Origin of the sequence: Pseudoalteromonas sp. AOP31-A2-14 (genome assembly GCF_052378035.1) — a bacterium.
Taxonomy (GTDB): domain Bacteria; phylum Pseudomonadota; class Gammaproteobacteria; order Enterobacterales; family Alteromonadaceae; genus Pseudoalteromonas.
The window spans coordinates 299,004-319,935 of the sequence record NZ_JBQSXI010000001.1 but is presented as its reverse complement, the minus strand read 5'-3'; the positions used below and the strand labels follow the sequence as shown (position 1 = coordinate 319,935).

General features: G+C 39.4%; 22 protein-coding genes, 1 tRNA gene and 1 pseudogene. 11 read left to right on the top strand and 13 right to left on the bottom strand.

All coding sequences use genetic code 11. The features are described from left to right. Positions 1 to 7: 7 nt before the first annotated feature. The 3 genes from ACT3S9_RS01465 to ACT3S9_RS01455 form a co-directional block, all read right to left on the bottom strand. Positions 8 to 373, bottom strand: a complete 366-nt coding sequence (locus ACT3S9_RS01465; RefSeq protein WP_441996519.1) for a hypothetical protein — start codon at positions 371 to 373, stop codon at positions 8 to 10. 74 nt (positions 374 to 447) lie between these two features. Continuing rightward, on the bottom strand, positions 448 to 1,050 hold the full coding sequence (locus ACT3S9_RS01460; protein WP_441833925.1) for a paraquat-inducible protein A: 603 nt from the start codon (positions 1,048 to 1,050) through the stop codon (positions 448 to 450). Positions 1,051 to 1,111: 61 nt separating this feature from the next. Beyond that, on the bottom strand, positions 1,112 to 2,386 hold the full coding sequence (locus ACT3S9_RS01455; RefSeq protein ID WP_441993697.1) for an EAL and HDOD domain-containing protein: 1,275 nt from the start codon (positions 2,384 to 2,386) through the stop codon (positions 1,112 to 1,114). Between the two features lie 220 nt (positions 2,387 to 2,606). Here ACT3S9_RS01455 and ACT3S9_RS01450 point away from each other — a divergent pair, with 220 nt between their 5' ends. Continuing rightward, positions 2,607 to 3,173 (top strand): PhnA domain-containing protein, encoded by a 567-nt coding sequence (locus ACT3S9_RS01450; protein WP_441833923.1) that lies wholly within the window; start codon positions 2,607 to 2,609, stop codon positions 3,171 to 3,173. Between the two features lie 142 nt (positions 3,174 to 3,315). Continuing rightward, positions 3,316 to 4,125 carry an META domain-containing protein gene (locus ACT3S9_RS01445; protein WP_441994563.1) on the top strand — a complete coding sequence of 270 codons (810 nt, stop codon included), beginning with the start codon at positions 3,316 to 3,318 and terminating at the stop codon, positions 4,123 to 4,125. A gap of 78 nt (positions 4,126 to 4,203) precedes the next feature. Here the strand turns inward: ACT3S9_RS01445 and ACT3S9_RS01440 are convergent, their stop codons facing one another. After that, positions 4,204 to 5,040 carry a 23S rRNA (adenine(2030)-N(6))-methyltransferase RlmJ gene (locus ACT3S9_RS01440; RefSeq protein ID WP_441993185.1) on the bottom strand — a complete coding sequence of 279 codons (837 nt, stop codon included), beginning with the start codon at positions 5,038 to 5,040 and terminating at the stop codon, positions 4,204 to 4,206. 217 nt (positions 5,041 to 5,257) lie between these two features. Here ACT3S9_RS01440 and ACT3S9_RS01435 point away from each other — a divergent pair, with 217 nt between their 5' ends. The 6 genes from ACT3S9_RS01435 to ACT3S9_RS01410 all read left to right on the top strand — a co-directional run bounded on the left by ACT3S9_RS01435 (position 5,258) and on the right by ACT3S9_RS01410 (position 9,302). Beyond that, complete coding sequence (locus ACT3S9_RS01435) at positions 5,258 to 5,488, top strand: DUF904 domain-containing protein (protein ID WP_441833920.1); 231 nt, start codon at positions 5,258 to 5,260, stop codon at positions 5,486 to 5,488. Beyond that, the gene (locus ACT3S9_RS01430) at positions 5,488 to 5,778 is read left to right on the top strand and encodes a cell division protein ZapA (RefSeq protein WP_441833919.1); all 291 of its coding nucleotides are present in this window, start codon (positions 5,488 to 5,490) and stop codon (positions 5,776 to 5,778) included. The genes ACT3S9_RS01435 and ACT3S9_RS01430 overlap by 1 nt, the downstream gene beginning before the upstream one ends. A gap of 36 nt (positions 5,779 to 5,814) precedes the next feature. Next, positions 5,815 to 6,837, top strand: a complete 1,023-nt coding sequence (locus tag ACT3S9_RS01425; protein WP_444750665.1) for an MBL fold metallo-hydrolase — start codon at positions 5,815 to 5,817, stop codon at positions 6,835 to 6,837. A 393-nt stretch (positions 6,838 to 7,230) separates the two neighbouring features. Beyond that, the gene (locus tag ACT3S9_RS01420) at positions 7,231 to 7,719 is read left to right on the top strand and encodes an FKBP-type peptidyl-prolyl cis-trans isomerase (RefSeq protein WP_441833917.1); all 489 of its coding nucleotides are present in this window, start codon (positions 7,231 to 7,233) and stop codon (positions 7,717 to 7,719) included. Positions 7,720 to 7,737: 18 nt separating this feature from the next. Then, positions 7,738 to 8,463, top strand: coding sequence for an SDR family NAD(P)-dependent oxidoreductase (locus ACT3S9_RS01415; protein WP_441833916.1), 726 nt, complete (start codon positions 7,738 to 7,740; stop codon positions 8,461 to 8,463). Next, the gene (locus ACT3S9_RS01410; protein ID WP_444750664.1) at positions 8,460 to 9,302 is read left to right on the top strand and encodes an amidohydrolase family protein; all 843 of its coding nucleotides are present in this window, start codon (positions 8,460 to 8,462) and stop codon (positions 9,300 to 9,302) included. Before ACT3S9_RS01415 ends, ACT3S9_RS01410 begins: the two co-directional genes overlap by 4 nt. 152 nt (positions 9,303 to 9,454) lie before the next feature. Here ACT3S9_RS01410 and ACT3S9_RS01405 read toward each other — a convergent pair whose 3' ends face one another. The 4 genes from ACT3S9_RS01405 to ACT3S9_RS01390 all read right to left on the bottom strand — a co-directional run bounded on the left by ACT3S9_RS01405 (position 9,455) and on the right by ACT3S9_RS01390 (position 12,494). Continuing rightward, positions 9,455 to 10,630, bottom strand: coding sequence for a mandelate racemase/muconate lactonizing enzyme family protein (locus ACT3S9_RS01405; RefSeq protein ID WP_444750663.1), 1,176 nt, complete (start codon positions 10,628 to 10,630; stop codon positions 9,455 to 9,457). Positions 10,631 to 10,639: 9 nt separating this feature from the next. Continuing rightward, positions 10,640 to 11,407, bottom strand: a complete 768-nt coding sequence (locus ACT3S9_RS01400; RefSeq protein ID WP_441833913.1) for a class II aldolase/adducin family protein — start codon at positions 11,405 to 11,407, stop codon at positions 10,640 to 10,642. A gap of 133 nt (positions 11,408 to 11,540) precedes the next feature. Next, on the bottom strand, positions 11,541 to 11,864 hold the full coding sequence (locus ACT3S9_RS01395) for a c-type cytochrome (protein ID WP_441833912.1): 324 nt from the start codon (positions 11,862 to 11,864) through the stop codon (positions 11,541 to 11,543). 90 nt (positions 11,865 to 11,954) lie between these two features. Continuing rightward, positions 11,955 to 12,494: a DUF2058 domain-containing protein gene (locus tag ACT3S9_RS01390; protein ID WP_441833911.1), complete on the bottom strand. Its 540-nt coding sequence runs from the start codon at positions 12,492 to 12,494 to the stop codon at positions 11,955 to 11,957. Positions 12,495 to 12,743: 249 nt separating this feature from the next. Between ACT3S9_RS01390 and ACT3S9_RS01385 the strand changes: the two genes are divergently transcribed. Then, entirely contained in the window at positions 12,744 to 13,892 is a 1,149-nt protein-coding gene (locus ACT3S9_RS01385) for an MFS transporter (protein ID WP_441833910.1), read from the top strand. Here the strand turns inward: ACT3S9_RS01385 and ACT3S9_RS01380 are convergent. Together ACT3S9_RS01380 and ACT3S9_RS01375 are read right to left on the bottom strand one after the other, a co-directional pair. Beyond that, positions 13,859 to 14,359, bottom strand: coding sequence for a prolyl-tRNA synthetase associated domain-containing protein (locus tag ACT3S9_RS01380; RefSeq protein ID WP_441833909.1), 501 nt, complete (start codon positions 14,357 to 14,359; stop codon positions 13,859 to 13,861). The two genes, ACT3S9_RS01385 and ACT3S9_RS01380, sit on opposite strands and share 34 nt — an antisense overlap. A gap of 1 nt (position 14,360) precedes the next feature. Next, positions 14,361 to 14,747, bottom strand: coding sequence for a hypothetical protein (locus ACT3S9_RS01375; RefSeq protein WP_441833908.1), 387 nt, complete (start codon positions 14,745 to 14,747; stop codon positions 14,361 to 14,363). 155 nt (positions 14,748 to 14,902) lie between these two features. On the opposite strand from ACT3S9_RS01375, the gene ACT3S9_RS01370 reads away from it, so the two are divergent. Beyond that, positions 14,903 to 14,978, top strand: a tRNA-Ala gene (locus ACT3S9_RS01370). Positions 14,979 to 15,153: 175 nt separating this feature from the next. Here the strand turns inward: ACT3S9_RS01370 and ACT3S9_RS01365 are convergent. After that, the gene (locus ACT3S9_RS01365) at positions 15,154 to 16,401 is read right to left on the bottom strand and encodes a glutamate-5-semialdehyde dehydrogenase (RefSeq protein ID WP_441834990.1); all 1,248 of its coding nucleotides are present in this window, start codon (positions 16,399 to 16,401) and stop codon (positions 15,154 to 15,156) included. Beyond that, positions 16,398 to 17,504: a glutamate 5-kinase gene (gene proB / locus ACT3S9_RS01360; RefSeq protein ID WP_441834989.1), complete on the bottom strand. Its 1,107-nt coding sequence runs from the start codon at positions 17,502 to 17,504 to the stop codon at positions 16,398 to 16,400. Before proB ends, ACT3S9_RS01365 begins: the two co-directional genes overlap by 4 nt. 1,004 nt (positions 17,505 to 18,508) lie before the next feature. Here proB and ACT3S9_RS01355 point away from each other — a divergent pair. Further along, a complete protein-coding gene (locus ACT3S9_RS01355; protein WP_441834988.1) occupies positions 18,509 to 20,407 on the top strand; it encodes a cation:proton antiporter in 1,899 nt (632 codons plus the stop codon). 71 nt (positions 20,408 to 20,478) lie between these two features. On the opposite strand, the pseudogene ACT3S9_RS01350 reads toward ACT3S9_RS01355, so the two are convergent. Continuing rightward, a pseudogene (locus ACT3S9_RS01350) lies at positions 20,479 to 20,932 on the bottom strand (flagellar protein MotX).

Genomic DNA, 20,932 nt, shown 5'->3' with positions numbered 1-20,932 from the left:
CCTGCAATTACGCAGACATAGGGGGGCGATATAAAGATCGTGTTATAAGGTGTTGATGTTGGGGAAGGTAAAGCTGTACTTTTTCAGATGCTGATAAAGCAAGTAAAAATGAAGCTTCGATATTAAGTATTGAATGCGCATTACACGCACTTGCAGGACAACCACACTCTTTTTTTACAATGGTGTCATCATCACAACAGTCTATATTCATCATGCCCGCAGACATTATATTATGTTGGTTTTCACTGTTATTATTTTTCTGGCTGTGGCTCATATGCGGCATTTCACACACCATAGATACAGACGTAACAGCTTGACCCACTAAAGTGAGTAACAAGCAAAGTGTCAGTAAACTAAGGTAAATGCGCTGCAAAAAACACCTTTTATAAGGCAGACTCAATATTCAGCGAAGTTTATGGTAACTTGCTGGTTAATACAAATGTTTAACTATTTTTCTTCAACACTAATCAAGTGACTCGCAGCAACAGCAAATAAACAATAGCCAGTAAAATACCAAAAGCCAACACCAAGCTCAGCATCCACATTAATTAATTCCCCCATCTGGCCATCCGCATTACCCGCTAAATACGCCACAATTAAGGCAATTACAAATACGTCCACCATACTCCACTTACTTAAGCCTTGTATAACTTGACCGAGCACTTGCTTAAATCTACTCACGGGTAAAAAGCAATGCAGTAATTGCATCAGTAATTTTAGCGTCGGGATCACAATTGAAAACAGCCCAATCAAGACGGCAACTAAGTAATTATTATTTTTGGCCAACTCGTTTACTGTTCCCCAAATACTACGCGTTTTTTTATAAGCGCTCACTTCACCTTCAAGTTTATCAAGGCCAAGCATACTTGAGGCCATCGACAACATATTACGAGTATTGTGGTTACCTTCGTCGGCCAACATATTAATGCCGGTTTGCGCTAGCTTTGATTTATCAATTTTCCCCTCAAGCGTAAGTACGGGCTGAGTTACCCCTGGAAGTAATAACCCTAATGCAATAATCACCGATAACACACTAAATAACGAACGCATAACTTTAACTCATAAACAATAATTGAATCTCATTATAGCGAAAGACATAGCCACAGTGAATTCAGCCAGACGCAATCATAGAAGCTAGCACTTCGTCAGCGTATTTCCGCGCACTTAGCATAGTGTTATGCACTTCATCGATACCAGATGCAGGACGGATGGTTTCAAGCAATTTAGTAGCTAACGGCCAATTTTCTTCTTCAACAGCTTTAACTAATTGAAGTGCGCCGCCTAACACGCCATCAAAACTAAGTAATGCGCTAGAAAGATCTGCTCCTAAAGTAAACTCTTTGGCTATGGCATCAAGTTCTATATCTAATATGGCATCGAGTACCGACATTAATCCGACTAAATAACCTTGCTCAGCTATTTCTTTACTGCCAAGGCTTAAAATAGATGCAATAAAGTATGCTCTAATTAATCCAGTTTTAGTAAGTTCAGAGGGTTTATCAACACCTAGCTCACCTAATGCCAGCACTCGAATAAATTGCCGCATAGCATCTTCGCCTAAATAAGTAACGGCTTGCGAAATAGACTTAATAACCAAGTTTTTATTACCAGAACGAGCATTAGCTAACTTTAATACCCTTGCTGTAAGCCCTACATCTCGAGATACCTTTTGCTGGACTTGGTCAAAGTTAATATTGGTATTAGAGGTACATCGTAACAGTTCGAACACAGCTAATTTTGAGGGCTCAATATTAGAATAAGAAAGCATTTCAGGGCGAGAAAAGAAAAAACCTTGAAATAGGTCACATCCTGCTGCTTTTAACTGTAAAAATTGTTGATGCGTTTCAATCCGCTCAACAACTATTTTTACATCAGGATAAAGCTGCTTGAGCTTTCTGATTTCCATATTCGTTTTTATAACCGGCTCAACAACTTCCAGCTTTATATAATTAACTAGAGGCAGTAATGGTTGCCATTTTTCATCACCATCGTAGTCATCAAGTGCAAACAAATAACCTTCTTTTTTTAATGCTTTAACTCGCTTCGCCACTTCTGCGATTTTATCAGCGCGCTCAACTATCTCGATAACGGTGTTACTAGGCTGTAAAAGCTTTGGAAAACCTTCAAGTAAAGCATCCGACGAAAAATTAATAAATGCAGGGTAATTAGCCACCAGCTTTTCAAGACCAATCAGCATCAACGCATTAAAAAATAGTCGTCCAGTAGCTTGTCCATCGGTGGTGCCCATAGGAAAAGCATTATCGGTAGAGTCTCGATACAACAGTTCGTACGCATAAAGATTTTGCTCAGCATCAAAGATAGGCTGCCTTGCTATGTACTGCGTTACTACCTTTGGAATTGGCTCCAAAACACCCTCTTTAGCCATTTAGGTTCCCGTTAACGTACTACTTTAAGTAAAGTCCAATGGATTTATTAATGTTAGCAATCAAATAACTTGCTTTATCTGAGTATAGTTAAGTTTATAATCATTACCTAGACAAAAATAACATGATGAAAATACCCTCACTGCAAATAAGGTTATTTCGCATTTTACTGATGATTGCTATAATAGCGAAAAATACTCCTTAAACTTATAGAACCCCAATATGAGCATTGAACAAGCCTTAATCGAACGTAGTAATAATCAGTGTGAGCTTTGTAGTTCAACAGACAACCTTAGTGTATATGAAGTACCGCCTGTTACAGAAGCACACTCAGATAAATGTATTTATACTTGCCAAACCTGTAAAAGCCAAATCGAAAATGACGCAAAGCTGACCCCAAATCACTGGCACTGCTTAAACGACAGTATGTGGAGCCAAGTACCTGCGGTGCAAGTAGTGGCTTACAGAATGCTTGCACGTTTAGCAGCTGATAACGGCTGGGCGCAAGATGCACTCGATATGATTTACTTAGAAGAAGAAACGCTTACTTGGGCCAAAATTGCACTAGCAGAAGAAGATGATATTAAACACGTAGACAGCAATGGAGTTGCTTTACAAGCGGGTGATTCGGTAACCCTAATTAAAGACCTTGATGTTAAGGGCAGTAGCCTTACAGCAAAACGCGGCACCGCAGTGCGTAATATCGGCTTAACCAGTAACCCCGAGCATATTGAAGGGCGCGTTGACGGCCAGCGAATTGTTATCCTAACTAAATATGTTAAAAAATGAACATTTATTTAGGGTGTATAAGCACCCTTTTTTATGCATTTTAACAACAATTAGCTGATTTCTATTACTTAATTAAGTATTGATTAAGTAACTAGTTACTATCATTCTACAAAATTATCCAGTTATTATTAAAGGAACAACAATGTTTAAGCGTAAGCCAAGTTCAATGTTAAAGTCGGTAGCAGGGCTCAGCTTTTTAGCTACGGGTGCATTACTATTATCTGGATGTAATGATACTAAAAACACTGCAGAATCAACGCAAGTAGAATCAACAGCGACAATAACAGCAGAAGTCAGTTATCTAGATCGCAGCATGGTTGCACCTAATTCGCAGCTAAAAGTAACGCTTGTAGACGTATCTAAAATGGACACTAAAGCAACCACTATTAGCCAGCAAGTTATTGATTTAAATGGTGCTCCTCCTTACACGGTAGATCTAGTATACGATACCAATAAAATTAATAAATCACTAAGCTATAGTATTAGCGCGCGTATTGAAAATAATGGTGAGCTTCTCTACACCACAACCAGCAATAACGATCCTTTTGCAGCAGATGCACAAACTAATCCATACAAAATTGTGGTAACAAAAGTAAATCAAAAACCAGATGTAGATTTAGCAAATACCTACTGGAAAGCAATCACTCTAGCGGGTGATGATGTCACTGTTACTACAAAAGAACCATTCATTCAATTTAGTAATGACGATAAGGCACATGGCTTTTTAGGTTGTAATAACTTTAGCGGTAGTTATAAAGTGAGCGAACAGACAGTAACCTTTGATCACATAGCTGCAACTAAAAAAATGTGTCATGAAAACATGGATCAAGAAGCGGCAATGTCTAGTGTATTAAATAATGCCACACAGTGGCACATTAGTGGTGAATCGTTGATTTTAAAAGATAAAGAAGGTGAGCAGTTAGCTACTTTTAAAGCCACGTACTTTAACTAAACCACCTAAACTAATTAATATCTATTAACTAAAAACGCCCAGCTAATTTGCTGGGCGTTTTGTTTTAACAGAGGTACTTTACTCGTCTACCAGCAGCTCACTGCGATAAAAACCACTTGGTTGGCTCAGTAACTCAACGAGCTCAGGCAACACCTTATCCATAGTTTGCTTTAGCTTCCAGGGCGGATTAATTACAATCATTCCTGACGCAGTCATACCATGTACATCCGTGTCTGCCTCGGTTGCTAGTTCAAATAACTGAATATTACGAATTCCCGACTCAACTAACCCCGTCTCCATACGCTCAATGCGCTCTCGGTCAACCACTGGATACCAAATCATATATGTACCCGTAGCGAATCGTTGGTATGCTTGAACGATTGTTTTAATCACCGTGTCGTAATCGTCTTTCACTTCATAAGGAGGGTCAATTAGCACGCAAGCTCGCCGTGAAGCCGGTGGCAATAAACCAATTAAACCAGCAAAGCCGTTTTCACCACGCATTCGAATAGAGCGCCTACCTTGCATATTATCTTCAAGCAAGGTTAAATCTCGTGGGTGAAGCTCAAAAAACCACCCTTTATCTTGACGACGTAAAAAACGCTCTGCAACTTTAGGTGACCCCGGATAAAACTCAAGCTGCCCATGATTAAAAGACTTAATCAACGAAATGTAGTCATTCAACCCTTCATTATCGCTAGTATGTTGCCACAGCTTAGCAATTCCTTCTTGGTACTCTTGTGTTTTTTGGGCATCACTACTGGCAAGCTCAAAAAAGCCAGCTCCTGAATGAGTGTCTATATAATCAAGAGGCTTATCTTTAATTGTTTGGTAATTTAACACTTCGGCCAGTACTAAATGCTTGAGGACATCAGCAGGGTTTCCCGCATGAAATGAATGTCGGTAACTGAGCATATTTTATTTTCGCTATGAACTAGTTGATAAAAGTAGTGAACCATAAGCACTGTGCATTGGCAACTGAAGGTGAACCATTTCTGAATGAAAAAGCATAATAGCTGAATTATTCCTTAATTATAAATAAAAATCAGCTAAAACAAGCGTAAATGCTGGCATATCAAGTAACTTTGTTTTACATTTGCAAGACTTTAATCACAGTTATATGAGCGCATTAATGAACAACGACACTCTTCCTCAACTCGAACAACTGATCGACCAATTAATTAGTCGTAACAATCAACTTGAAAGCCAGTTTAATGAGCTAAAAGCTCAGCATTCAAAATTGGTTGATGAAAATGAAACATTACAGCTTGAAGTACTTGATAGCGACGAAAAGCAAAAAGAAACCAATACAGCATTAGCAGGTTTACTAGACAAGTTGCAAAGCGCTAACCAGGCAAGCTAATGTCTGATTTGGAAAATCAGCGAGTTATGGTAAAGCTGCTCGGTAAAGAGCAGCAATTTGCTTGCCCTAAAGGGCAAGAAGACGCATTGATCGCAGCAGCAAAACATCTTAATGACTTAGTTGACCAAATGAAGCAACGCTCCGCTGTCCGTAACGACCAAAAAGCACTACTCATGGCTGCGCTTAATATTAGCCACGAATTACTTGAGACTAAAAATCAGCAAATTTCAGCCGAGCACCAGCAAGATCTACTTATTGATAAACTCACCGATTATTTAGGTGATAAATAACATGCTTGCACCGCTAATGGCGATTGGCTAAGCGTCGTGTCATCGCCTTTTTTTATCATGCTAAAAAAACAACTCATAGTAAGTGCTGTTATCTTCATAAGCTTACCCATAAATGCAGTAACTTGGCAGCAAATAACCCCACACATAAACTTTTTACAACAGCCTGAACCGCTGCGCTTTTATGATTCTAACCAAATAGTTATTGAAGGCGATGAGTGCGCGCTGGTATTTGATGCCAGTGGTGATTTTAGCAACGTAGAACGGATGGTAGTTAAACTAAAAAAACGCCTCAAAACGCCACTGTGCTATTTAGTTGCCAGTCATTATCATGATGATCATTTACTTGGAATGGCTGTATTACAACACTACTTTAAAGATGCAAAATTAATTGTGCACTCTGCAATTAATGCAGAATTCAATAGCGTGAAAACTGCATTCACTGACAAGCTAGACAGTTATGAGCAAAGTATAGAGTTAAGCTACCAGCGTTTAGCCGAACAGCCAAAAGAACAACAAGCAGCTTGGCGCACTAAACTTAATAAAGCTAAAAAACGCTTACTGCGCTTTCGAAAATACTCATTACAACCACCAGCAATAACGGTGGACCAAAGCCTTACACTTGATTTAGGTAATTACCCAGTAGAACTTAAAGCTTACCAAGCCCAAACTAATGCCGACTTAACTTTATTTGCCTCGCAAGAAGGCGTGTTATTAGGCGGCGATATTATTGACTACCTACCGTATCCTGGGCAGGGTAATTTAGCCTCTTGGCTTGAGGCACTTAAGAAAATAAAACAAAATAAAAACATAAAAAAATTACTACCTGGCCACGGACCAGCACTACAAAAAGCTCAACTAACCCAACCAATTAGCTTTTTACAGGCTCTATTAGATACAGCTCAAAAAACACCTGAGCAATCACTTGAGCAGCTGCAATTGACTTTTCCAAGCCATTTTGCAACCACCTATGAACGCGACGAAATATCCAAAAAAATATATCCGATATTCCTTCAAGCTGGACTTAAGCGCGCTAAAACGTCGAACATTAGAATGCATTAACTGATTATTAATTTAATTAAAATAGGAATATGGATAGGTTTGTTATTGTGCAAATAGTTTTACTAAGCTTTTTTAAAGATTGCATTGAGTGCCTTATTAGCTATTTTAATGCTTTTATTGGGCTGTCAAAGCACGGCTTAAAATAAAAATGAAGTGTTCGCAAGCAAACTTCGACAAAAATACATAGCCAATAAATTAGCAATGACGGTTTTTTATCTTAATGGCACTTTAAAAAAACGTATTGCTTACTATAGCAAACTACCCCAAAGCATCAGCCTACCAACAATAAAAGTCTATTTTCAGGATTAAAGAAAGATAAACATGCCCTAGTTTATAAAGCTTATTATTTAGCGTAAAATTACGCATTAACAAGTAGTATAACAAAAGAATATTATGCAAATTAATAAAGATTCTGTGGTTGAGTTTCATTACACTTTAAGTGAAGCAGGCGAACAGGTAGAAACCAGTAAAGATGCTGAGCCACTGTCATATATTCACGGCAGCCAAGGCATGCTACCTGGACTTGAAAAAGCATTTACAGGTAAAGCCACAGGTGACACCTTTAGTGTTACTCTTAAACCAACTGAATCGTACGGCGAGCGTGCTGATGATTTAATTCAGCGTATTCCACTTAAGCACTTACAAGGCGATACCAAAGTATGGAAAGCCGGGATGACTGCCATTGTTAATTCAAATCAAGGTCGCCACCAAGTTACACTCGTCAAGGTCGGTCGTTTTAATGCTGATTGTGATTTAAACCACCCATTTGCCGGCAAAACACTGACTTTTGATGTAGAAGTTATCAATGTTCGTGAAGCAACCAATGAAGAGCTTTCTCATGGCCATGTTCACGGCGAAGGTGGCTGTGGCCAAAACCACTAAAAAGCTGAGGAAAATTAAATGAATAAAGTTGCAATCGTTACTGGTGGTAGTAAAGGCATTGGCCGCGCTATTGTAGAGCGCTTAACAAAAGAAAATTATCAAGTGTTTAACCTCGATATTAATGAAGTTGAGGGGAATTGGCTAAAGTGTGATGTCAGTGATGTTAAACAGGTCCAGCAAGCTATTGAACATGTTATTGCTAAAACAGGCCGAATTGATGCACTTATATCAAACGCAGGCCGCCATTTAAGTGCCACCATAGAGCAAACTGACGAGGCAACTTTTGACTCATTATTTGCCCTCAATGTGAAAGGCGCATACAGCGCCATTCGCACCGTACTACCGACAATGAAAGCCCAGCAAGGCGGCGTAATTATTTTAGTCGCATCAGATCAAGCAATTATAGCCAAACCAAATTCATTTGCTTATAACTTAACAAAACATGCGCTAGCTTCTTTAGCAAAAACCACCGCGCTTGATTACGCTACATTTAATATTCGTACCAATGCAGTGTGTCCGGGCACAGTTGAAACACCGTTATTTCATAACGCTATTGATGCTTACTGCGCCAAAAGTGGCGCTAATAAAGCCGATATCGTTGCCGAGGAAGCCGCGCAGCAACCTATTGGACGTTTAGGTCAACCTGAAGATGTTGCCGCATTAGTTAATTTTTTAATCAGTGACGAGGCAAGCTTTATCACCGGCAGCTTACAAACTATAGACGGTGGTTACACCACCCAATGAGTGAAAAAATAATTGATCCTCATGTGCATTTTTTTAACCTTAATGAGGGTCAATACTCATGGTTACAAGGCGAAACCCCACCCGCTTGGCCAAACCTTGAAATCATTAAAACACCCAGCTCGTTTTCACAGCTTCAGCAAGCTTGTCCATTTGAGTTAACGGCTCTTGTACACATAGAGGCTGGCTTTGATAATCGCCAGCCAGTTAACGAGCTGACTTGGCTTGCAAAACACTTAGCAGGGCATAAATACAAAGCCGTCAGCTATGCTCAAATTGATAAACCCTTCAACGACTTTTCACACGCACTCGGTGTTCAATGCCACCCCAGTCTAGTTGGCATTAGAGATATAACTGAAGGTGATGATGCTATACGTTTACTAAGCTCAAATTGCCTTGCAAACCTTGATCATTTAAGCCAGCAAAAACTGGTGTTTGAAGCACAATTTAATATTGAAAATAGCGCTATTAGCCAGCAAGTGATTAACTATTGTCAGCAACTTCCGGATTTAAAAATTGTAATAAATCACGCAGGCTTACCCAATAACTTAGCCCTGTGGCAAGCTAATATTTGCCAGCTTGCAAAATTACCCAACTGCTTTATTAAGTTCTCAGGATTTGAGCTATTATGCGAATCACTTCAAACGAAGCGCCAATACTGTTTTGACTTTATTACTAAGCACTTTAGCCATCAGCATATTATGTTTGCTAGCAACTTCCCTGTGTGCCAAATAAACGCAAGCTATCAGCAGTGTTGGCAAAGTCATTTTGCGCTATGTAAAAGTCACAATTTATGGCAACAGCTTAGTTATAAAAACGCGCAACGTTGCTATCAAATTTAATTAAAAGCAGCTATATTTAGTTTGCATTTTATTAGCCATAATACTGATTATTATGGCTAAGTTTATCCCATTTAAAGCAAATTTCACTCTTTTCACGTTCGTCATCATCGCTCTTTTAAATGGCAATTACCCAATTTTTGCTGCTTTAGTTATTACTTTACTTCAACGCGCTGAGAACGCATAACAACTTCATCATTAAGTTCGATACCTAAACCGGGCTCTTCTGATACTTCAAAGAAGCCGTTTTTAGGCTGTGGATCTTGCAAGCATAGCTCACGGTTCCATTTTTTAATCGCGTAAGTATGATGCTCATGAATTAAAAAGTTAGGAATAGCAGTTTCTAAATGCAGTGACGCAGCCGTTGCAACAGGGCCGCCGCAAACGTGTGCCTGAATACGCACATCAAAAATATCAGCGTAATCACAGACTTTTTTAGTTTCAGTAAAACCACCGCATAAGCCGATATCAGGCTGTAGCACGTCAATACTTTGATCTTCTAAATATGGGCGCACACCCCAGCGATTATATAAACGCTCCCCACCAGAAATAGGTACAGCTACTTTATCTGCTACTTTTGCATGTAAAGAGTGGTTTAAATAGTTTACTGGCTCTTCATAAAACATGCAGCCAAACTCTTCGGCTATTTCACCAATTTGAATCGCAGATGTTGCGCCCGGTAAACTGTGGCACTCAAAGATAATATCCACTTCATCACCTACGGCCTCACGAATAGCCTGCATACGTGCGCGATACAACTTCATTTCACCACGTGAAATTATATTCGTACGGTCATAGTAGGTATTGCCGTGCTTGTCATACTGAATTGGATCAACTTTAACCGTATCATAACCATCTGCAACCGCTTTTAACGCCGCTTCTGCATATTCTTGTGGTTGCACAAGGGCTTTAAATTCACTGTCCCAGTCAAACTGTAGTTGTGATGCATACGTACGTAGCTTATCGTTAACCTTCCCACCAAGCAGCTGATAAACAGGCAAACCAAGGGCCTTACCTTTAATATCCCAAAGCGCGGTATCAATGGCACTCATAGCCGCATAAACTACAGGGCCACCACCTAATCCCCAAAAGCTTTCACGCAGCATGCGCGACCATAGCTTTTCGGTTTGAAAGGGGTCATGTCCAATTAAAAAAGCATCGGCCATTTCTTTGATCATCGCAGCAGCAGCACTGTGCCCTAAGTCATAGGCAAGCCCAGCTTCACCTACGCCACTAATACCTTCATTTGTATGAATACGTACAAATACAGGTGTCCAAGCTGGACGTTCTGGGCAGTGAATATCAAAAACTTCAACGCGATTTACTTTCATTATAATTCCTTATTGAGCAAAGCTAGGGTCAAGACGATAGGCTTTACGTAACATAGCAGGCCAAGCAAGTTGTCCGCCAGTACTACCGCTGTGTACTACATTCGCTTGATTATAAATATTATCGATAATAGCCTGCGGCACAGGAGTAACATCTTGGCCACTGGCTTGAAGCGCAAGTTGAATCTCACAGGCGCGCTGCAAGTCATAAAAACGCATAAAAGCATCACCGACCGTAGCGCCGACCGTTAAGCCTCCATGATTAACCAGTAGCATATGATTAGTGTTTGCTAAGTCATCTTGCAGACGTTTTTTCTCATCATTGTTTACAGCTAAGCCTTCATAGCCATGATACGAAAGCGACGCTAAAGAAAACATCGAATATTGACTAAGTGCTAACAAGCCATTTTTTTGTGTGGCTACACCTATGGTTTCTTTAGTGTGCAAATGGATAACACAATGGGCGTCGTCACGTACTTCATGAATTGCACTATGAATAGTAAAACCCGCAGGATTGATTTCAAATGGCGTGTCATCCAAGATTTTGCCATCTAAATCGACTTTCACTAAATTAGATGCGGTTACTTCGTCAAAACTTAACCCAAATGCATTCACTAAATAATGATCAGTACCCGGTAAACGAGCCGATAAGTGAGTATAAATTAAATCGCCCCAGCGAAAGTGCTCAACTAAGCGATAACATGCAGCAAGATCAACACGAAGTTGCCACTCTTGTGCTGACACTTTATTTTTTAAATCAAGTTGAGGTAAGTCAAACATAATGGGCCTTGGAATATGCAACAATACAAACAGATGGATAGAAGTCTAAAGCAGTCTGAGTTTTTGATCAATAGATAGGGCTCAAACTAAAAAGCCACATCAATTGATGTGGCTTAGGGATTTAGTCTGAGAATTACTTAACTTGTGACAAGTATTCTGCAATGGCAGTCATTTCTTCTTCAGTTACACTTGCAACCATAGCTTTCATAGCCATAGACATACCATTATTACGCGCACCAGATTTAATATCTTTCATTTGGGCAAGTAGGTATTCTTTGTTTTGACCATTTAGTTTTGGATACATCGCCATAATAGGCTCTTTACCCTCTGCACCATGGCAAGTTTGGCAGCTTTTTGCAGTATAGAGCGCTGCACCATCAGCAGCTTGTGTATTTAACGATAAAGTCGCGGTTAAACTTAAACCAGCCCCTAGTAAAATTTTTGTTATCTTGCTCATAATGTATTTCCTTTTGACGGTTAGAAATCTCTTTGTTAAGTGTAGACCAATATCACACACTATTTAGACTATATTTTATGCAGCAACAACTTACCAGATCAAATCATCAGGAACTTCAAAGTCAGCATAAGGATCGTCTTCATCTTTTGGCTTATTTTCAGGTTCAACATGAAACACGATATAGCTCTCACTAACAGCAGCTACTTTACGTGCAGGCTCATCTTCTAAAACAAAAAATTGCCCATCTAGTACACAAATAGCCAAACGACCACCTGATAATGCTTTTTGCGTTTTTTCGTTTACCTCAAGCTCTTTAACTTTATTGTTATAAGTAAAGTTAAAAGTACGCTCACCACGAATAGCATCCTGGTTATGGTGTTCAAGTATTTGTTTAACACGAGCAGCGTTTTCACGTTGATTTAACTCTTGCTGACGTGTTTTATTAAGCTCTTCAGCCTTTTTTTGCTGCTCTTGCTTGGTCTGCGCAATGTGCTTTTGCAAATCATTAGGATTACTTGTCGCCCCTTTCTTTGGTTTTTTCTGTTGCTTACGTTTTTCAGACTTAGCAACTTTCGCTTTATGTGATGTTGATAACCCTGCTTGCAACAATTGGTCTTGTAGTGAACCCATAACCTTGTCCCATTAAAACTGATATTAACGCTATTTTAATCAGCTCTTGGCACAAATAACAGTGTCACTTAGTTAAAAACGTAAATTAACAACAGCTAAATTTATAAGTATGAATTTTATGTACATCAAATATTAATCCACAATTAAGTAAACACTGTTAATTTACCGAAAATTTTGCTACTTAACGGGTATTACTTGTAAATAATTATAACCTCGTTAAGCTTGTTACTTTTAGCTCTGGGCGTAGTTATGCAACTGATTCAATTACTTGGCTGCTCGGTCTTTATTTTCTTTGTTTTATACGCACCCCAACCGCTTTTAGATTTATTTTCTAAGCAATTTTCTGTCACCCCTGCAGCTGCTGGCAGCTTAATGACGGCTACCATGTTGCCATTAGCCGTTGCACCATTACTGTATGGCCTACTACTTGCCAAGCGTAACCCGCTGCAAGTTCTACGCATCGCCATGCTGATATTAGCATTTAGCTGTATTTTATTTACCTGGGCAACCCGTTTTGAACTGCTGTTAGTCATTCGTTTCATACAAGGACTTACCCTACCCGCAGCGCTTATTGCCATGACCAGTCATATTGGTAACAACTACCAAGCCGATACATTACAAAAAAACATGACACTTTATATTGGTAGTACTATCGTTGGGGGATATTTAGGGCGTGTACTGGCCGCAAGTTTTAATGACTGGTGGAGCTGGCAAAGTTTTTATTATTTTATGGCCGTCATGCTATTGTTATTAGCATTAGCTATTAATAAGAAACATCGTCTTAGTCGCATAACTGTCACGGTTAATTCACCACTGGGGTTCTTAAAGCAGTTAGCAACACGCCCAGTATTGACTTTATACGGCGCCATTTTTTGTATGTTCTTTTGTTTTGCGGCACTGCTTAATTACTTACCGTTTATACTTAAAGATAACTTTTCAATTACTAATACACGGCATATTGGTTGGGTATACACAGGCTACTTAATTGGTGCACTAGCGTCGGTTGCTAGCCCTTGGTTGCTCAAAAAAAGTCACTCACCTTGGCAGTTATTAGTAAGCGTATTTGCTTTTTATTGCTTAAGTACTGTATTACTACTGAGTCCACAATTGATAATATTTTTAATTGCCTTTACCTGCTTTTGTGGTGCCATGTTTATTATTCATTCCTGCGCGGCGCCACTGGTTAATAAGTTAAGCCAAGCGCCACCAAGTGTTACTAACGGCGGTTATGTATCATTTTATTATAGCGGCGGTGCACTGGGCTCATTTTTACCCGGTGTTATATATCAGCACTATGGCTTTAGCGCTTTTATTATTACTTTACTCTGTGTTTGCCTAAGTGGCTTAGCATTAGTTACGCAAGGTTACTTTGCCGGTAAAAACACCACTTTAGGTTGATGTCCTGTATTATCAAAAAACAATTCAAGATCTGCTTTTTTCATCAGCCAAGTTGCGGTGTTTTCAAAGGGATGACAATGAAACAAGTCGTTAAACCATACTTCCTGATCAATCCATAGAGTCACGTCATTTTGCTTATCATTCATTAAAGCAAGCATCGATACACAACCCGGTACGACCTTTAAATAACGAGCCAAACGTTCATCCGAGGCAAACCCTAAGCGAGACAATCCTTGATACTTCGCCAATGTTTTTACATCAAGTTGCTTGTCATGTGCCGTGACCACTAAAAAATGTTTTTTACCTGCGTTGTCGCGTAAAAACAAATTTTTTAAGCGTGTTCCAGGGCGTGTCACCATAAGGTCATCTGCATCCAAGCTACCATGTAAAGCAGGATGCTCAATAACATCATATTGAACCGCTAAATGGCTCAATAAGGCTGCTAATTTACTTTTATCAGCCGACATACTATAAACACTCACCTCTTAACTGTACGCTTAATTCACGCCACAACACTTCGTTAATTTCGTAATTATTACCACAATAATCACGCTCTTCAAGTTCAGATTGTAAAAGACGTACAGCTTCATCTTCTAACTGCAATTTTAAACTGCTCGACTCTTCAAAATATTCGTGCTCAGCAAAGCTTTTAAACTCACTACGGGTAAGCGGCCGGTTTGAATTTAAACTTTTGCGGCTATTTGCCTTAACTGAAACCACATAAGCAAAAACTTTATTCCCTTGCTCATCAAGTTTTTGATGAAACTGTTTGGTATTAATTTCATAAGGCGGTTCGTCATTTGAACTGCTACAAGCACTCAATAAAACTATAAATAGCCATGCGTATTTTTTCATAACGGGTTTCGTTTTAGTGGTTTATAGGAGCTAGTCTATCAAAAATTCTTTTCAGTAGTGAAAATTTGCAAAGATAATTAAAAAATGCTTGACCAAAATCATAAAAATATTTAAAGTTCGCCCACTTGAGAGCCAAACTCAAGTATAAGAAATTTGGGGCTATAGCTCAGCTGGGAGAGCGCCTGCCTTGCACGCAGGAGGTCAGCAGTTCGATCCTGCTTAGCTCCACCATTTTCTTAACTCTTTTCTATTCTCTTATTTAGTATTTATTAATTAAACATCATCTACCTTGATAATATAAAAGCTACCCGTTTTCTATCTGCTAGATCTTGCGATTTTATTTATACGATCAAAAATGCCGAGCAAGGCTCGGCATTTATAGTTAGTACTTATAACTCGTGTTTAATTAGTCACGAGTTTGGCCTTCGCCGTTTACTAAATATTTTTCAGTTGTCAGTGACTCTAGGCCCATTGGTCCATAAGCATGTAGCTTACTTGTTGCGATACCAATTTCAGCCCCTAAACCAAGCTGCGAACCATCTGAGAAACGCGATGATGTGTTAACCATAACTACTGAAGCATCAACACTACGTTGAAATAACTCAGCAGCAGCTTTATCTTTAGTACAGATAACTTCTGTGTGGTTTGAGCCAAATTTATCAATATGGTCAATTGCACCGGCAAAGTCAGGCACTACGCGAATAGCGATTTCTAAATCTAGGTATTCTTCACCAAACTCGTCATCGGCTAAAACCGTTGCGTTATCAAAGTACTTAGCGGCTTGTTTATCTGCGTTGATTTTAACACCTTCTTGGCGTAAAACTACGGCACATAAATTTAAAAACTCATCAGCAATAGCTTGATGTACAACTAAGCCTTCAAGGGCGTTACATACACCAGTACGCTGAGTTTTACCATTTAGCAGTAAGTTTACAGCAACTTCTAAATCGGCGTCTTTATCTACGTATAAGTGGCAAACACCTTTAAAATGCTGAATAACAGGAATCGTGCTGTTTTCAGTTACGTAGTTAATTAAACCTTCACCACCACGTGGAATGATTAAATCAATGGTGTCACGTTGTTGCATTAACTCCATTAATAAACCACGGTCTGGATCTGGAATAACCGAAATTAGTGACGTAGGTAAATTATGCTGCTCAAGTACTTGATGCATTACACTTGCAATTGCTTGCGAGCTTTTAAGTGCTTCTTTACCACCACGTAAAATTACGCCATTACCTGATTTAAAGCACAATGCACCCGCATCAGCGGTTACATTTGGGCGTGCTTCATAAATCATACATACTACGCCAAGTGGTACGCGCATTTTACGAATTTTAATACCATTTGGACGATCTGTAATGTCACGTAGCTGACCAACTGGGTCTTCAAGACTAACGATAACTTCAATGCCTTCGGCCATCGCTTCAATACGTTCGTCATTTAACGTTAAACGGTCAACCATTGAGCTGGCTAAGTCGTTTTCACGAGCAGCAGCTAAATCACTCTCATTTTCTTTAATAATAAAGTCTTTTTGTGCACGTAAAGCATTCGCCATATCCCGTAGCACTTGATTCTTTGTCTCGGTATCGAGTAAGGCTAACTGGTTGGCTGCTTTTGCTGCTTGACTTGAAATATCTGTAATTAAACTCATAACTTCTCCAATAATGCGATATCTTTTTCTGAGATAACAGGACCAATTGAGTCTTGCATTTTTTCACTAAAATCACTTTGGTCGTTATCTGCAATAAAACTTAACAGGCAGCTACTATAATTTGCAGTAGCTTTGGCTAAACGTGTGCCATCTCCACTTCGTACTAAGATGGTATCACCTACGGCAAACTCACCATGTACAGCAACAATTTCATCGCCACGAATACAACCAGACTCACCTTCAAGAGAATCATCAAACGACCCATCGACAACCACTTCACCTTGCTCATTAGCGGTATGCGTCATCCAATGGACATTTTCTTGCATTGGCTTTTCGTATGGTAAGAAGATAGTACCTGGATTCTCACCCGCAAGTAAACGACTAAACGTTTGCCCTTTAAAGCCATTAATAATAAAAGTAGTTATACCATGCGAAGTTGCTTTTTCTGCTGCTTCAATTTTGGTTTTCATGCCACCAGTACCTACGGCGCTAGTTGCACACCCTGCCATCTCATAAATAGAGTCATCTATAGACTTAATTTCTGGCAATAACACGGCATCATCATGTAGGTTAGGGTTTTTATCATACAACCCATCAACATCTGAGAAAATCATTAATGCGTCAGCGTCTGCAGCCGAAGCCACCATTGCTGATAAGTTATCATTGTCGCCTACTTTTAAGTCATCTGTGGTTACCGTATCATTTTCGTTCATGATAGGTAGCACGCCATGATCTAATAATGTAAATACTGTTTCACGAATACTTTCATAACGTTCACGGTCACGTAAGTCACCATGAGTTAATAGAATTTGCGCTGAAGGAAAGTCAAAAAAGCGGTCCCACATAGCCATCATTTCAGTTTGACCTGCAGCAGCCATCGCTTTTTTCATAGGTACAGTTCGTGGTGTATCAATAGGAAACAAGTGTGAGCCAGCGGCTACTGAGCCAGAAGAAACAAGTATTACTTCAATACCTTGAGCTCTACAACTAACAATAAATTGAGCGATAGTTAATAAGTAACGAGAACGACAACCATCTTGCTCTGGAGCTATTAGTGCACTACCAACTTTTAAAACTATACGGCGCCATTTAAACTTTTGCATAACTGTTCAACTTCCCATTTTACTATTTGTTCAGTGCTTTATATAGCACCGAATTAAAAGGTAACGTCTCACTTATTGTGTAGACGAATAAATTCTTCATCACTTTGTCATAGATTCACTTATCCACACACGCGCTGATACCGCGTACAGAGTACGTTAAATATATAGCACAACTTTTAACCTACTTGTAGATTATCGGATTAAAACCGTCAGTTGCTTAAAATAAGATAAGTGTTGTTTATGCATCGCTGTAAAAAGCTGTGTGTGGCTTTTTTATTAACAACATACATAGAGCCTCTACAATCAGGTACACCAACAGATAGGGCGTAGATTGTAGGACCGAGATTTAGTTACCACGATGGGCACCAAACATTGACCAGGTAATGAACTATTATTGTATTCAACTCTTACTAAATATCCGCTGAATATGTATTGCTCATTCCTATTTAATTAGAAAACAAAGTGCAATTGTTGTTCAAATCTATGTAATAAACCGTATTTTTTTGGTTAAGTTTTAAAAAAATGCTAACCACTTAAAAACTATTTAGATAACAAATTGTTTGAACACGAAATATAATACGGTTTTAGCGTCCTAAGATCAAGGCTGTATTTTAATCATGCGCCGTATTCTTGCTATACACCCAGTGAATAGAGCTTAAATTTCAAAAGCTTAACTAAAACAAAAAAATATTTAATGATTTTTTACTACTCTAATTAGACTGTAAAGTGAAATAACAGCTCAAAAAGTATGATAAACGACTAAAATATTATAAACATTATTAATGTTTTCTTGTGTAATTTACCAAGAGTACGCTTTAATAGCATACTTATACTCGCCGCTATTTCATGATACAAGTTTCAGCTAGAGTAGTTATGTATAATCCGTTGAACAAAATTATCAACCAATAGAGAGTACACGTTATATTGAATGCTTTGCCTTTACATAAACCAATTCGCTGTTTTTCATGCCTCGCTCGCAGTAACCAATAAGGAAGAGTTAATCTATGTCAGCAATTTATATCGCCGGGATCGCGCTATGCTCGGTTTTAGCTCAATGGGTAGCATGGGCCTTTCGCGTTCCAGCTATCTTATTCTTATTACTTACCGGGCTATTACTGGGGCCATTTACCGGCACCTTAGACCCAGATGCATTATTAGGCGACTTATTGTTCCCAGTCGTGTCGTTAAGTGTTGCGGTGATTTTATTTGAAGGTTCACTTACACTACATTTTAGGGAGCTCAAAGGAATAAGCAAAGTAGTCAGGAACCTTTGCTCTATTGGTATGTTGGTAACCTGTATCATTGTAAGTTTAAGTGCTTATTGGATTTTAGAGCTAAATTGGCGAGTGGCAGCGGTGTTAGGGGCTGTACTCGTGGTAACAGGTCCAACCGTTATTGCACCACTACTTAACTCCATGCGCCCAAATCAAGATATTGACCGTATACTGCGCTGGGAAGGCATTATCATTGACCCTATTGGCGCATTATTCGCGGTATTAGTATTTGAAGCGGTTATGCTGGTTGGTCAAGGCGAGGTACTGAGCCACACGATTATTGCTCTTGTCAAAACCCTAGCTGTTGGACTCTCTATTGGTGTTGCCGGAGGCTGGCTTACCACCCAATTAATTCGCCGAGAGTGGCTACCTTTTGAACTACATAAGTTTGGTATTTTAGCACTGGTACTTATTAGTTTTACCGTTTCAAACCACTTAAGTCATGAATCAGGACTATTAGCAGTTACCGTATTTGGTATTTGGTTAGCTAATCAAGACGACCTTGAAATAGACTCCGTACTTGAGTTTAAAGAAGACTTGTCGATGATCTTGATCTCGACCTTATTTATTCTATTAGCTGCCCGTTTGCAGCTCTCTGATTTAATGATGCTCGACAGTGATATATTTATATTTTTAGCCGTTGTACTGTTTATAGCGCGCCCACTGTGTATTGCCATTTCGACCTTTGGTACCGATTTACCTATCAGGTCACGCTTAGTGCTCGCTTGGATTGCTCCTCGAGGCATTGTTGCCGCAGCGGTCGGCTCCGTATTTGCATTAAGTATGATTGAAGCTGAAATTGCCGATGCTGAAAAAATAGTACCGCTTATATTTACAGTCATTATTATCACTGTGGTTTTGCAAAGCTTAACTGCTACACCGTTAGCTAAGTTACTTGGGGTGCGCCAGCCAGCACCGAATACCATTTTAATTATCGGTGCAAACCACGTAGCACGGGCCATTGGACGAGGCCTCAAAGAGCAAAATGTTCAAGTACACCTATCTGATCCTGCTTGGGAAAACTGCAAAATGGCGCGTATGGATGGACTACCTTGTTATTATGGCAATCCGCAGTCAGAACATGCAGAACGTTATTTACCACTTACCACAGTTCGCAGCGTAATGGCGCTTTCGCCAAATCGCCATCATAATGCCTTGGGGGTGCAATACTTTTCGCACTTATTAAAAGAAAAAAATGTGTTTTCACTCCGCTCTTCTAATAGCCAAGCAAGAGCTAATAAAGACAGTGCGATGTTTTTATCTCGCCAGATTTTATTTGGTGATAGTGGTTCATATGCACGCCTTAGTAGCTTAATTGCTAAAGGTGGTAAGGTCAGTGCAACCCGTATTTCAGAAGAGTTTTCATGGGAAAAGTACCAAGAAGTAAATAATGAAGCTATTCCGCTATTTATACTTCAAGGTGAAAAAGACAATGATGAGGACTCGCCCGTTAAATTGCGTCCATTTACCATTAATATGGAAAAGCCACCTCAAGAAGGTGAACGAATTATTGCTTTACAACCTCCCAAAATATCAGTGTTAAAAGACCCTTCTAATGGTAAGTCTAAAAACGCCAAAGAAGATAAGTTACCTAAAAGTGATGACGCTTTAAGTCAGAAGAAAGATTAAAAAAATGGGCCAGGTTTGATACCTGGCCCATTTTCTTTAACTAAAAGTTACCCTAGCCAACTTTACCTCAGCTACATAGGCATTCGCGCACGAGCCACAACGCTATCTGGCATCTTTTTGGCAAGCTTACTCAGTGCTTGTTCCGCTTTTTTGTGAGAGGCTTTATCAGCCACCATAGAGTGGAACAACCAGCGGTAGCCAGCTTCAAAGTCTCTAGGACTACCGTCCCCTTGATTAAATAAATTCCCCAAGCGGAGCTGCGCTTTTAAATTTCCTTGCGCTGACGCTTCACATAGATACTTGATTGTCATATAAAAATTGATACGATGGCAACGCCATTTTATTGGCTCGCGCTTCTATATCTTGTACTAACTGGCAATCATCTGCCTTTACTTGCACTAAATGAGTATTTTTATTAATTAATGTTACCTGCTCACTTTCAGTATACAAAGGTACAGCTGTAACGGGCTCTTGGGCATAAACCAAGCTTGAAAATATCAATGAGAGTGGCAGTAAAGTACGCAT